15 protein-coding genes are annotated in these 12,233 nt (G+C 65.5%); 10 read left to right on the top strand and 5 right to left on the bottom strand.

Annotated features, from left to right (window positions below):
- Positions 1–31: 31 nt before the first annotated feature.
- Positions 32–841: a type I methionyl aminopeptidase gene (gene map, locus ACFMBG_RS16475; RefSeq protein WP_421055789.1), complete on the bottom strand. Its 810-nt coding sequence runs from the start codon at positions 839–841 to the stop codon at positions 32–34.
- 154 nt (positions 842–995) lie between these two features.
- On the opposite strand from map, the gene ACFMBG_RS16470 reads away from it, so the two are divergent.
- Positions 996–1,883: a mechanosensitive ion channel family protein gene (locus tag ACFMBG_RS16470; RefSeq protein ID WP_421055788.1), complete on the top strand. Its 888-nt coding sequence runs from the start codon at positions 996–998 to the stop codon at positions 1,881–1,883.
- A 24-nt stretch (positions 1,884–1,907) separates the two neighbouring features.
- On the opposite strand, the gene sfsA is transcribed toward ACFMBG_RS16470, so the two are convergent.
- The gene (sfsA, locus tag ACFMBG_RS16465) at positions 1,908–2,612 is read right to left on the bottom strand and encodes a DNA/RNA nuclease SfsA (RefSeq protein ID WP_421055787.1); all 705 of its coding nucleotides are present in this window, start codon (positions 2,610–2,612) and stop codon (positions 1,908–1,910) included.
- A gap of 48 nt (positions 2,613–2,660) precedes the next feature.
- Between sfsA and ACFMBG_RS16460 the strand changes: the two genes are divergently transcribed.
- From ACFMBG_RS16460 to ACFMBG_RS16445, 4 genes are read left to right on the top strand one after another with little or no spacing between them, the layout of a single operon-like run.
- Complete coding sequence (locus ACFMBG_RS16460; protein ID WP_421055786.1) at positions 2,661–3,383, top strand: competence/damage-inducible protein A; 723 nt, start codon at positions 2,661–2,663, stop codon at positions 3,381–3,383.
- On the top strand, positions 3,380–4,105 hold the full coding sequence (locus tag ACFMBG_RS16455; protein WP_421055785.1) for a GNAT family N-acetyltransferase: 726 nt from the start codon (positions 3,380–3,382) through the stop codon (positions 4,103–4,105). The genes ACFMBG_RS16460 and ACFMBG_RS16455 overlap by 4 nt, the downstream gene beginning before the upstream one ends.
- Before the next feature lie 5 nt (positions 4,106–4,110).
- Positions 4,111–4,683: a peroxidase-related enzyme gene (locus ACFMBG_RS16450; RefSeq protein ID WP_421055784.1), complete on the top strand. Its 573-nt coding sequence runs from the start codon at positions 4,111–4,113 to the stop codon at positions 4,681–4,683.
- On the top strand, positions 4,674–5,597 hold the full coding sequence (locus tag ACFMBG_RS16445) for an OmpA family protein (RefSeq protein ID WP_421055783.1): 924 nt from the start codon (positions 4,674–4,676) through the stop codon (positions 5,595–5,597). The genes ACFMBG_RS16450 and ACFMBG_RS16445 overlap by 10 nt, the downstream gene beginning before the upstream one ends.
- 152 nt (positions 5,598–5,749) lie before the next feature.
- Here the strand turns inward: ACFMBG_RS16445 and ACFMBG_RS16440 are convergent, their stop codons facing one another.
- Complete coding sequence (locus tag ACFMBG_RS16440) at positions 5,750–6,673, bottom strand: GlxA family transcriptional regulator (protein ID WP_421055782.1); 924 nt, start codon at positions 6,671–6,673, stop codon at positions 5,750–5,752.
- Between the two features lie 95 nt (positions 6,674–6,768).
- On the opposite strand from ACFMBG_RS16440, the gene ACFMBG_RS16435 reads away from it, so the two are divergent.
- The gene (locus ACFMBG_RS16435; RefSeq protein WP_421055781.1) at positions 6,769–7,560 is read left to right on the top strand and encodes a class II aldolase/adducin family protein; all 792 of its coding nucleotides are present in this window, start codon (positions 6,769–6,771) and stop codon (positions 7,558–7,560) included.
- Between the two features lie 404 nt (positions 7,561–7,964).
- Here ACFMBG_RS16435 and ACFMBG_RS16430 read toward each other — a convergent pair whose 3' ends face one another.
- Together ACFMBG_RS16430 and ACFMBG_RS16425 are read right to left on the bottom strand one after the other, a co-directional pair.
- On the bottom strand, positions 7,965–8,876 hold the full coding sequence (locus ACFMBG_RS16430; RefSeq protein WP_421055780.1) for a LysR family transcriptional regulator: 912 nt from the start codon (positions 8,874–8,876) through the stop codon (positions 7,965–7,967).
- A gap of 163 nt (positions 8,877–9,039) precedes the next feature.
- Positions 9,040–9,951, bottom strand: coding sequence for an AEC family transporter (locus tag ACFMBG_RS16425; protein ID WP_421055779.1), 912 nt, complete (start codon positions 9,949–9,951; stop codon positions 9,040–9,042).
- Positions 9,952–10,148: 197 nt separating this feature from the next.
- Here ACFMBG_RS16425 and ACFMBG_RS16420 point away from each other — a divergent pair, with 197 nt between their 5' ends.
- The 4 genes from ACFMBG_RS16420 (at position 10,149) to ACFMBG_RS16405 (ending at position 12,016) form a co-directional block, all read left to right on the top strand.
- Positions 10,149–10,589 (top strand): DUF4399 domain-containing protein, encoded by a 441-nt coding sequence (locus ACFMBG_RS16420; RefSeq protein WP_421055778.1) that lies wholly within the window; start codon positions 10,149–10,151, stop codon positions 10,587–10,589.
- A gap of 75 nt (positions 10,590–10,664) precedes the next feature.
- Positions 10,665–10,988, top strand: a complete 324-nt coding sequence (locus ACFMBG_RS16415; protein ID WP_421055777.1) for an NIPSNAP family protein — start codon at positions 10,665–10,667, stop codon at positions 10,986–10,988.
- An 11-nt stretch (positions 10,989–10,999) separates the two neighbouring features.
- Complete coding sequence (locus ACFMBG_RS16410; protein WP_421055776.1) at positions 11,000–11,344, top strand: antibiotic biosynthesis monooxygenase family protein; 345 nt, start codon at positions 11,000–11,002, stop codon at positions 11,342–11,344.
- Between the two features lie 243 nt (positions 11,345–11,587).
- The gene (locus ACFMBG_RS16405) at positions 11,588–12,016 is read left to right on the top strand and encodes a GNAT family N-acetyltransferase (protein WP_421055775.1); all 429 of its coding nucleotides are present in this window, start codon (positions 11,588–11,590) and stop codon (positions 12,014–12,016) included.
- Positions 12,017–12,233: the final 217 nt, after the last annotated feature.

The raw sequence follows: 12,233 nt of genomic DNA, 5'->3' as shown, positions 1-12,233 counted from the left end.
GGGGGCCGCCCCCCGCCGGTGGCCTAGCGGCTTACCCGTAGGTCGGATGGAATTTCCCGGTCGGCGACAGGGTGAAAATCTCTGCCCCGTCAGCAGTTACCCCAATCGAATGCTCGAACTGCGCCGACAACGACTTGTCGCGGGTGACGGCGGTCCACTCATCGGCCAGGATCTTGGTCTCCGGGCGGCCCAGGTTGATCATCGGCTCGATGGTGAAGAACATGCCCTCTTCCAGCACAGGTCCGGTGCCGGGGCGGCCGTAGTGCAGCACGTTGGGCGGCGCGTGGAACACGGTGCCCAGGCCGTGGCCGCAGAAATCGCGCACCACGCTCATCCGCTGGCTTTCGGCGTAGGTCTGGATTGCGTGGCCGATGTCGCCGAAGGTATTGCCGGGCTTCACCGCCTCGATGCCTTTCATCAGCGAATCGTGGGTGACCTGGATCAGCCGCTCCGCCTTGCGGCTGAGCTTGCCCGCCACGAACATGCGCGAGGTGTCGCCATACCAGCCGTCGACGATCACCGTCACGTCGATGTTGAGGATATCGCCGTCCTTCAGCTTCTTGTCGCCGGGAATACCGTGGCAAACCACGTGGTTCACCGAGATGCAGCTGGCGTGCTGATAGCCCTTGTAACCGATGGTCGCAGAAGTGGCGCCCGCGTCCTCGACCATCTGGGTGATCAGGCGGTCGAGCTCACCGGTGGTCTGGCCCGGGACCACATGGGCCGCGATGTCGTCCAGAATGCGCGCGGCAAGCGCCCCCGCCTTGTGCATGCCGGCAAAGTCGCCGGGTTCATGAATGCGGATGCCGTCCTTGGTTGTGCGGCCGTCTTTCGATCTCATCAGGCGGAGCTCCATCGGATGTCGTTGGGTAGCTATGTAAGGGGTTCCCGGCAAAAGGGCCAGAGGGGGCATGGGCGGCATCCGGGAACTTTTTCCGCCGGTTCGCGTTGACCCCACTAAGGGAAACTGCGGCAGCACGGAGAGACAAAAAGGCATGGAAAGTATCAACAGCCTGATGCAGACCGAGATTTACGATGGAAAGTCACTGTCCGACCTGGTGACGCTGGAGTTCCTGGCCGAGCTGCTGGGCAGCGTAGTTGCCGCAGTGGTGATCCTGCTGGCGGGCTTCATCGTGGCGGGCTGGGTCAAGCGGCGGATTGTCTCGCTGGGCGATACCCATGCCAACCTTGACGTGACCCTGTTTCACTTCCTGGGCAACCTCGCGCGCTATGCCGTGTTGGCCTTTGCGGTGCTGTTCGTGCTGAACACATTCGGTGTCCAGACGACCTCGATCATCGCGGCCATCGGTGCCGCGGGCCTGGCAATCGGCCTGGCGATGCAGGGGGCGCTGTCCAATGTTGCGGCAGGCGTGATGATCATCCTGTTCCGCCCCTTCAAGCTGGGCGATTTCATCGAAGTCGACGGCGAGATGGGCACGGTAAAGGACATCAACCTGAACAACACGGTCATTGCCAGCCTCAGCAATCTGAAGGTGATCATTCCCAACTCCGAGGTCTGGGGCAACACCATCACCAACTACTCTTCCTTCGACACCCGCCGGGCCGAGTGGACCTTTGGTGTCGGCTACGGTGCCGACCTGGCGGTGGCGGAGCGTGTGATCCGCGAGACGATCATGGGCGACAGCCGCTCGCACAGCGACCCGGAGCCGTTCATCCAGGTCAATGCTCTGAACAGCAGCTCGGTGGATTTCCTGGTGCGCGTCTGGGTCGATGCGGCGGATTACTTCCAGTATCAGGCCGACATGAAGCGAAAGGTGAAAGAGGCGCTGGATGCGGCCGGGGTCGATATTCCCTTCCCGACCCGCACCATTGTGCATGCCGAACCGGACGCGCAAGAGGATGAGGCCAGCAAGGCCGCCTGAACGGATGCGCCGTTCCACTCACCTTTACTCCCCGGCGGTGATGGGGGCGCCGGCCTCGACCCCAGCTGGTGAGATCCTCGTGCTCAGCACCAGCCTCTCTACCCCTGCGGCACGTGCGCTGGCGAAGGCATCGGCATACGCCGGGTCGATATCCGCTGCCAGCTGGAACCGGTCGCAATCGGTGCGCTGCACCAGATACAGCATCACCGCCCTGTGACCCTGAGCGACCATGCTGGCGAGTTCGCCCAGATGCTTGGTGCCGCGCGCGGTGACGCTGTCGGGAAATTCCGCCAGGCCCGGCTGGCGCGAGAGCGTCACGCTTTTCACCTCGACATAGCAATCGGGCAGGCCGTCCTGGCTCAGCAGAAAGTCGATGCGGCTGTTCCCGCCGTATTTCACTTCTGCCCGAACGGTCTTGTAGGCGGCAAGCTCCGCGATCTCTCCGGCCTCCAGTGCCGCGCGCAGGGCTCGGTTCGGCACCGAGGTGTCGACGCCGGTGAAATGGCCGCCCTCATGCTCGACCAGCCGCCAGCCGTATTTCAGCTTTTTCTTCGGATCGTCGTTCGGCTCCAGCCAGATTTTCATGCCCGGCTCAGCAAGGCCCATCATGCTGCCGGGGTTGGCGCAATGGGCTGTGACCTCCTGCCCGTCCTCCAGCCGGCAATCGGCAAGGAAGCGTTTGTAGCGGCGGATCAGCACGGCGGGGATCAGAGGGGTTTCAAAGCGCATGACAACGGGCCTATACCTGCGGAGACGAGGTATCAAGGGAGGAAGATCATGGCCAATCCGACGGCTGCCATGCTGGTGATCGGGGATGAAATCCTGTCGGGCCGCACCCGTGATGCCAACATGCATTACCTGGCCGGTGAGCTGGCCAAGCATGGCATCGACCTGAAGGAAGTCCGCATCGTCAGTGACGATGAGGCAGCGATCATCACCGCGGTCAAGGCGCTGGCCGGGGCCTATGAGCATGTCTTCACCAGCGGCGGCATCGGCCCGACCCACGATGACATTACCGCCGATTGCATCGCCAAGGCCTTTGGCGCGCATCTGGATGTGCGCGACGATGCGCGGGCAATCCTGCAGGCGCATTACGATACGCAAGGCCTGGAAATGAACGAGGCCCGGCTGCGGATGGCGCGGATCCCGGACGGCGCCGATCTGATCGACAATCCGGTGTCGGCGGCGCCGGGCTTCACCCTTGGCAACGTGCACGTGCTGGCCGGGGTGCCGATGATTTTCCAGTCGATGGTGGCCAGTGTGATGCCGACGCTTACCGGCGGCCAGCCGATGTTGTCGCAGACCCTGCGGGTGTTCCGCGGCGAGGGGGAGATTGCCGGGCCGCTGCGCCTGCTGGCCGAGGCTTATGAGGACTTGTCGGTTGGCTGCTACCCGTTTCAGAAGGATGGTGCCTTTGGCGCCAATATCGTGATCCGCGGCACCGATGGCGTGCGGATCGACGCGGCGATGACCGAGCTGGCAAAGGAGCTGGAGCAGTGACCACCGACCCCCGTTATTATGCCGTGACCGAGGCGACCTGGCCGCCTGCGTCCCTCCGCGAGCTTGGTCCCGTAACCCTGCGCGAAGGGCAGGGCGGCGGCAGCCGGGTGTCGGCGGCAACGGTTTCCGGCCCGGTGTCAGACGCGCAGATCGCGGCGGCGGAAGAGGCGGTGCGCGCCATGGGGCAGGACTGCCTGTTCATGATCCGCGACGGCGAGGCGGAGCTGGACGCGCAGCTGGAGGCGCGCGGCTACGTGGTGAAGGACCCGGTCAACCTGTGGACCTGCCCGGCGGAGCGGCTGACGGATATCCCGGTTCCGCGGGTCACCGCCTTTTGCGTCTGGGAGCCGCTGGCGATCCAGCGCGAGATCTGGGCGCAGGCCGGTATCGGGCCGGAGCGCCTGGCGGTAATGCAGCGGGTGCAGGGGCCCAAGACGGGGCTGCTGGGGCGCCACAAGGACAAACCGGCCGGTGCAGGATTCGTGGCCGTCCATGACGGGGTGGCGATGGTGCATGCGCTGGAGATCCTGCCGCATCAGCGCCGGGCCGGCATGGGCGGCTGGATGATGCGCCAGGCCGCGTTCTGGGCGCTGGAAAACGGCGCCAGCGAACTGGCGGTGCTCTGTACGAAACGTAACGAGGGCGCAAACGGGCTTTATGCTTCCCTCGGCATGGATTGCACCGGACAGTACCACTACCGGATTTTGAAGGAAGGCGATTGACCGCGATGACTGACCAGACCCAGCCCACAGCCCTCGACCTGCCGATGGTGGACCCGCTGCCGCCGGAAACGCAGAAGTATTTCGACATCTGCCAGGAAAAGCTGGGTATGGTGCCCAATGTGCTGAAAGCCAACGCTTTTGACATTGATAAGCTCAATGCATTCACCGGCATGTACAACGACCTGATGCTGGCGGACAGCGGCCTCAGCAAGCTGGAGCGGGAGATGATCGCGGTGGTGGTTTCCTCGATCAACCGCTGTTTCTATTGCCTGGTTGCGCATGGCGCGGCGGTGCGGCAGCTGTCGGGGGATCCGCAGCTGGGCGAGATGCTGGTGATGAACTACCGGGTGGCGCCGCTGGATGCGCGCCAGCGGGCGATGCTGGACTTCGCCGCCAAGATGACCACGGCCAGCGCGGAGATCGAAGAAGCGGACCGGCAGGGCCTGCGGGACGCGGGCTTCAGCGACCGGGACATCTGGGACATCGCCAATGTCACCGGGTTCTTCAACATGTCCAACCGGGTGGCCAGCGCGACCGCCATGGTGCCCAATCCGGAATACCACAGCCAGTGCCGCTAACACGCCTGACTGCTCTGGCCGGCTTCGCTGCGGCAGTGCTGTTGGCGGCGGGTGCCGGGGCGGTGGAAATGACCCTGCCGTCCGGGGCGGCTGCCGTTTCCGAACGGGTCACGGCGCTGGGTGTCTATCAGTTGCCGGTGGGGCTGGAGGCCTCGGACGAGGTGCCGTCGCAGCGGTTTGAGGGCCGGATCTCGCGCCGTACCTGGCGGCTGGAGGGGAACAGCACGGTGCTGGAGATCCTGGCGCCAATGCGGGAGCAGCTGCTTGCGCAGGGCTATGAGGTGCTGCTGGATTGCGCGGCGCGCGATTGCGGCGGCTTCGGGTTCCGTTTCGGGATCGAAGTGGTGCCGGCGCCGGACATGATGGTCGATATCTCCCGCTATCACTTCCTGTCGGCTGCCAAGAACGGGCAGGCGGTCTCGATCCTGGTGTCGCGGGCAGGCGGCACGGCTTATGTGCAGATGATCACCGTGCAGCCGCCCGCAGCACAGGCACCGGTGGTGAAGCCCGCCGCAGAGGCGCCGGCCCCGGTGCGCCCGGTGGAGCTGGCCAAGGTGCTGGAGGTCCGCGGCCACGCGGTGCTGACCGATCTGGTGTTCGAGAGCGGCTCCACCCGGCTGCGGAAGGGGCGCTATGGCAGCCTGAAGCAGCTGGCGGGCTTTCTGGCCGCCAATCCGCAATACCGGCTGCTGCTGGTGGGTCACACCGACACGGTCGGCTCGCAGGAGCAGAATGCCGGCATTTCCGAGCGCCGGGCGCAGTCGGTGAAGGAGCGTCTGACTGAGGCCTATGGGGCCGATGAGGCGCGCATCGACGTTGCCGGCGCCGGGTTTCTGGCCCCGATTGCCAGCAACCTGCTGCCCGAGGGCCGCGAGGCCAACAGACGGGTGGAAGCGGTGCTGCTCGCTGACTGACGAGGAGTTGCAGGGATTTACCGAAGCGCTCCCGCCCCCGCAGGTGCCTTGGCGTTGCCAAGACCCCTAGCCTGGCCCAACGGACGCGGGAGCATGGGACATGCTCTTGCGGCGGGCGGGAGAGTTTCCGGGGGGATTGGCCCGGTGAGCCGTCAGCGGCGGCGCATGTCGCGCGGGCTGCGCTGGTATCTGGCCTTGAACAGGCGGGAAAAGCCGGACAGGGAGCTGAACCCGGTTGCCAGAGCCACTTCGGTGACTGGCATGGCGGTGCTTTGCAGCAGTTCGCGCGCCCGCTGCAGCCGCAGCTGAAGATAGGCCTCCTGCGGTGTCATGCCCAATCCGCGTTTGCAGCGCAGGCGCAGCGCTTTCAGGCTGAGGCCTAGCGGCTTGGCAATCTCTGGCAGCGCCAGAGGTGTCTGCAAGTTGTCCAGCATCATCTGCTGCATCTGCCCAAGCACCGGGTCGGCTGAGGGCTGCAGGCGCTGGCGCGCCTCCGGCGGCCGGATGGAGCCGTGCGCCATGTCCTCCGAGGTGGCAGCCGCCAGCCCCTCCGGGCCGGTGGCCGAGACCCAGGCCAGCATGGCGTCGCCGGTGGCGGTGCCGCCCACGGCCGTCAGCCTGCGGCGGCCGAAACAGTAAATCCGGTCGCTCACCTCGATATCGGGCCAGCGCTCGCGGAATCCCGCCTCGGCTTCGTGGTGCAGCACCGCTTCATGCCCGTCCAGATAGCCAAGCTGGGCCAGCACTACGGTGCCGGTGTCGATGCCGCCCAGCGTAGCACCGGCACGCCGGGCCTGTGCCAGATAGGCACGCAGCCCCTGCGGCAGGTGGCGCAATGGATCGTAACCGGCGCAAAGCAGCACCAGATCGGGCGGTTCGCCGAGGTCCCAGCCGCTGCGGTCCGGCGCGGCCAGCCGTCCGCTGGACGCCGGCACCGGCGCCTGGGTGACGCTGAGCGTCTCCCATGTGTAGAGCGGGCGGCCGGCATTCTTGTTGGCAATACGCAGAGTTTCAGCGGCCAGCACATAGGCCAGCATCTGGAACTCGGGAAACAGGATGAAGCTCACCTTTGGCATGTGGGTAAGTTACATGCAAAAATAGGGCGAATACATGCAAATGAAGCAAGTTTCCGGCAGCTAGGGTTGTTTCAGTCACAGGAAAGGAAACGCCAATGACCGTCATGACCCCAACCCCGCTGCAAGGCCGTCCGGCGAATTGCTCGGACGCCGAATGGGAGGCCCGCTGCGAACTGGCCGCGATCTACAACGCGCTGGTGAAATACCGGATGACCGATCAAACCAACCAGTGGCACGCGATCCGGGTGCCCGGCGAGGATGCTCTGATTACCCATCACTATGGCTGGATGCATGAGGAGGTGACCGCGTCGAACCTGATCAAGGTTGGTTTTGACCGGGTGAACCATAATCCGGAAAACGGCGAGCCGAACCCCTCGGCCACCGAGATCGGCAAGCTGTTCTTTCAGGCGGAGCCGGATAAAAACTGCATCATGCACATCCACACCAAGGCGATCATGGGCGTTTCAGCCCAGGCCGGCGGTGTGGGCCCCTACAGCCAGGCCTATCTGATGATCGGCGGAGGCGATGTGCTGGGCTACACCGACTATGAGTTCGAATGCACCGACGATTTCCTGACCGGCCTGCTGGATGCGGGCCGCGGCAAGAAGGCGGTGGTCGAGGCCTGGCATGGCGCCTTTGTGTTCGGGGCGACAGCGGGCGAGGCCTTTTTCCGCTCCTTCTACCTGGATCAGGCCTGCGCGGTGCAGCTGGAGGTGCAGAAAGCGGCAGCCTGCCCGGGGGTGGAGGTGCGCACCATTCCCGAAGCTGAGCAGACGCGCCATCTGCGCGATATGGCGGCCAGCGACTGGTACGGCTATGAGGGCGCGCTGGAATGGCACGCCATCCGCCGCCGCCTGGACGTGGAGGCGCGGCACTACAAGAGCTGATCATACCGCCAAGCCGCAGGCCGGGGTGCTCCCGCGCCTTGGCCGCGGCATCCAAGATGCCGCCGCAAGCCTTGGGCCCAGCGCCGCTGACGCGGCGCTGGGCCCAAAGCTTGCGGCGGCATCTTGGATGCCGCCGCAAGCCTTGGGCCCATCGCCGCGGACGCGGCGCTGGGCCCAAAGCTTGCGGCGGCATCTTGGATGCCGCCGCAAGCCTTGGGCCCATCGCCGCGGACGCGGCGCTGGGCCCAACGGGAGCGGATCAATCTGTGATTGATCTGCGACGGGCGGGAGCCTGCCCGCTGAGCTTTTGGCGAACACTTCGGGAAATGCCGAAAAAAGCCCCCGCAGGGGCGCGGGGGCAGGTCTTCGAGGGATGTCTTGGTCCGGGTCTCAGGGGAGCCGGTTCAGGTTTTCCAATGGGAAGGGTCGCGGTCGGCAAAGGCTGCGACCAGGAAATCGATGAAGGCCCGCACCTTTGGCTGGGTGAACTTGCCGGGCGGGTAGACCGCGTAGATGCCCTGGGTCTCGACCGGCAGGCCGGGCATCACGTCCTCGACCAGCCCTTCCTCCATCGCTTCCGCGTAGAGGTAGCTGGGCAGATAGGCGATGCCGAGACCGGAAATGGCCGCGGTCAGCAGCGACTGGCCGTCATTCACCGACAGCCAGCCGGAGGTGCGCACCTGGCGCTTTTCCCCGGAGGGAGCGGTGATCTTCCAGACGTTGCCGCTGGACTGGCTGGAGTAATGCAGCAGCTTGTGGTTGTTCAGCTCGTCAATCTTCTGCGGGCGGCCGAATTTCTCCAGATAGGCGGGGGAGGCGATCATCCGCTTGGTGGTCTCGGTCAGCTTTCGGGCGCGCAGGGAACTGTCCTCCAGCTCGCCGATCCGCACCGCCATGTCGAACCCTTCGGAGATCAGTTCCACATAACGGTTGTTCAGCACCATGTTGACGGTGATATCCGGGAAGTCGCGCAGGAAGTCCGACAGCACCGGCGACAGGTGGTTGACGCCGAAATCGGTGGCGACCGAAATCCGCAGCAGGCCCGAGGGTGCCGATTGCATCGAGGTGACCAGCGCATCCGCTTCGCCGGCATCGTTCAGCACCCGGCGGGCGCGGTCGTAATAGGCAAGCCCGATCTCGGTCGGCGACACCCGGCGGGTGGTGCGGTTCAGGAGCCGCGCGCCCAGGCGGGCCTCCAGGCTGGAGACATGCTTGGAGACGGCCGACTTTGAAATTCCCATCTTGCGTGCCGCATCGGTGAACCCGCCCTGGTCCACCACATTGGCAAAGGCCTCCATCTCGGTCAGTCGGTCCATGTTCACCCATCCTCGTGTATCCGTGTTGCCCTCAGTGTTGCCGGTGAAATCGGGCAAGATCGGGGCGGGGGTGGGATAATTGCGGGGTTTTGCAGGGATCGTTTGCGCGGTGGAAACGGCCGGGAAGCGGGGCTTGGCAGCGCGGTTCGGAGTTAGGAAAACCTTAAAGCGCGAGCTTGATGACCAGGATCCAAAGCGGCAGGGTGATCGCGCTGAGCAGGGTGGATTGGGCAATAAGTGTGGCGGCGAGCGCGCGGTCGGCGCCAAAGGCGGAGGCCAGCACATGGGCGGCCGAGGCGGTGGGCAGGGCGGCAAACAGCACCAGAACCGCGGAAAGGCCGGGATCCGTGCGCAGCAGCAGGCAGGCGGCGAGGGTTGCAGCTGGCACCAGCACCAGCCGTACCAGGCACAGGTAGCCATTGAACAGATCCAGCCGCGCCAGCGCCTGCCAGTTCATCGTGGCGCCGATCGACAGCAGCGCGATGGGAATCGCCGCATGGGCCAGCATCTCCGCCGGGGCCAGGACCGGCGCGGGAATCTTGTAGCCCGACAGCCCCACCGCGACGCCTGCGACCGACGCCAGCAGGAAAGGGTTCAGCGCAACCTTCAGCGCGGTCTGCCGCAAGGACAGGCTGCCGCCGCGCGACAGGGCGCTCACCGCCAGCACATTGGCGACCGGCACCGCCATGCCGATGGCAACGGCCATCTGGCCGGTCAGCTCCTTGCCGATCGAGGGCAGGGCGACAAAGGCAATGGCGGTGTTGAAACGCCAGGCGGTCTGCCAGGCGCCGGCAAAATCGAGGAACTTCTCCGGGCCGAAGCGGCGCGCCAGCAGGCCCAGCCCCAGGGCCAGGGCCAGGATGCTCCAGACCGCCGGTCCGATTCTGCCCAGATCTGCCACCGCGATGGGCCGGCCGCTGGCGGCAAAGAACAGCAGCGCGGGAAACAGCACCTCGAAGTTCAGCTTGTCCAGCCCCTGCCAGGCCTGCGGTGCCAGCCGCTTGCGGACGATGCCGCCCAGCCCGACCATCAGGAAGCTGGGGGTGAGCCCCATCAGAATGACTGCAAATACCATGGCTGGCTCCCGCCCCGCTGCCCGGCGGTGACACTGCCGCTGGCAGGGGCAGCAGGCAAGCGTAAGGATGAAAGATGCGGCGGCTTTCCGGGCGGCTGCCGCTTTTTTGTGCATTCGTCATGGGCGGCAGGATTGCCAGGCCCGGACCTGCTGCTAGCTTTGTCTTGCTGGTTGAGCAAATTTCTGGAGGACCGGATATGAAACTGCTGATTGCGGCTGCCTTGTCTGCCTGCCTGGCGGCTCCGCTCTGGGCTGGCGGGGAGACCGCCTCGAACCCGGAGGCCAAGGTCTATTTTGCCAATATCCAGGACGGGGACACGGTCACCTCGCCGGTGACGCTGGTCTTTGGCCTGTCCGGCATGGGGGTGGCGCCGTCAGGGGTGGAGAAGGAGAATACCGGCCACCACCACCTGCTGATCGACCGCCCGCCACTGGGTGAGGGCGAGGATGGCGCCGATGAGCTGGCCTTTGGGCTGCCGTCGGATGAAAACCACCTGCATTTCGGCGGCGGCCAGACCGAAGTGACGCTGGAGCTGGCCCCGGGCCGCCACACGCTGCAGCTGGTACTCGGCGACGCTGGCCATGTGCCGCATTCAACCCCGATTGTCTCGGAGCTGATCACCATTAACGTGGAGTGACGGTTCGGCCTGCGCCGAAGCATCCGGGCGGAGCAGCGGGCTAGGCAGGGGTTCTGAACAACCAGAGGACCCATCATGCTGACTTGCATCATCCGCTACCAAATCGACCCCGCCAAGAAGGCGCAGTTCGAACAATACGCCCGCAACTGGGGCCAGGCGATCCCGCGCTGCGGGGCGGATCTGGTTGGGTATTACGCGCCGCATGAAGGATCCTCGACGCTGGCCTACGGGATCTACAATGTGGAGAGCCTGGCGGAGTATGAAGCCTACCGGGCGCGGCTGGCAGCGGATCCGCTGGGGCGCGAGAATTATGAATTTGCGCAGCGCGAGCGCTTCCTGCTGCGCGAGGACCGGACCTGGCTGAAGCTGGCCTCGGCCCCGCATGGGCAGGCCGGATAAGGGAGACGCAGATGATTGCCGTGATTTTCGAGGTGGAGATCGCCGCCGGGCAGAAAGAGGCCTATCTGGAAATCGCCGCGGAGCTGCGGCCGCTGCTGGAGCAGGTGGACGGGTTCCTGTCGGTGGAACGGTTCCAGAGCCTGAGCGCGCCGGACAAGCTGCTGTCGCTGTCCTTCTGGCGGGATGAGGCGGCGGTGCAGCGCTGGCGGCAGCTGGCGGAGCACCGTGCCGCGCAGGGCAAGGGGCGGGCCGGGATCTTTGCGGGCTACCGGCTGCGGGTGGCGGGGGTGATCCGCGATTACGGCATGGCGGACCGGGCGCAGGCGCCGCGGGACAGTATTGCCACACATGGCTGAACCGGAGCGGCTTGCTGATTGATCAGCATCACCCGGCGCAGTAGCCTCAGGTCCGGATTTATTGGAGATTTTATGTCCCGCTGAAACTTGGGCTGCGCCGCCGCCAAGGGCCCGCAGCCGCCCGAACCCCAGGATTAGACCTGCGCCAGATCGGCGGCGGGCCCTTAGGGTTTGGATGTTCTCAAGTTTTACCTTTTGGCGGCCCGGGACGGGCTGGCCAGACATGAAAGAGCAATCAGAGCAATGATCAGACCTTTTGAACCCGGGGATGCCGGGGCGATCCTTTCCATCTGGCGGGAGGCCAGCGCTGTAGCGCATCCGTTTCTGAGTGAGGCCTTCCTGCAGGAAGCGGAAGCCGCGATCCGGGACATCTACTTGCCGATGGCAGAAACCTGGGTGGCCGAGGAGGCGGGGCAAGCCGTTGGCTTCATCGCCCTGATCGGCGATGTGGTGGGCGGTTTCTTTGTCCGCCCGGCCTGGCAGGGCCGCGGGCACGGCCGCGCGCTGATGGATCACGCGGTTGACCTGCGCCAGCAGCTTCAGCTGGAAGTGTTCCGCGACAACTTGGCCGGACGCCGGTTCTACCGGGCCTACGGTTTTGCAGAGACCGGAGAGGCCATGGACCAGGCCAGCGGCCACCCGGTGGTGACAATGTGCTACCCGGCGCGTTAGCACCCGCGGGCGGCTCCCGCCCGGCTTTGGAGCATTGAAAATGCTCCACGCCCGTTGGGCGCGGCACCGCGCAGGCGCGGTGCCATCCGCCGCGCCGCCGGCGCGGCGCCGGGCCCAACTGCGGCCGAGTCCGTCAGGACCCGGGGCCGCAGGCGGGAGGGTCTTGCCTGCCTGTCAGAGCGCCGCGGCCAGCCGGGTGCCCTGGTTGATCGCGCGC

The organism is Leisingera coralii (assembly GCF_049056525.1).
GTDB classification, from domain to species: Bacteria; Pseudomonadota; Alphaproteobacteria; order Rhodobacterales; family Rhodobacteraceae; genus Leisingera; species Leisingera coralii.
Note: the sequence above shows the minus strand (reverse complement) of the source record. Positions and strands in the feature narration are given on the sequence as shown.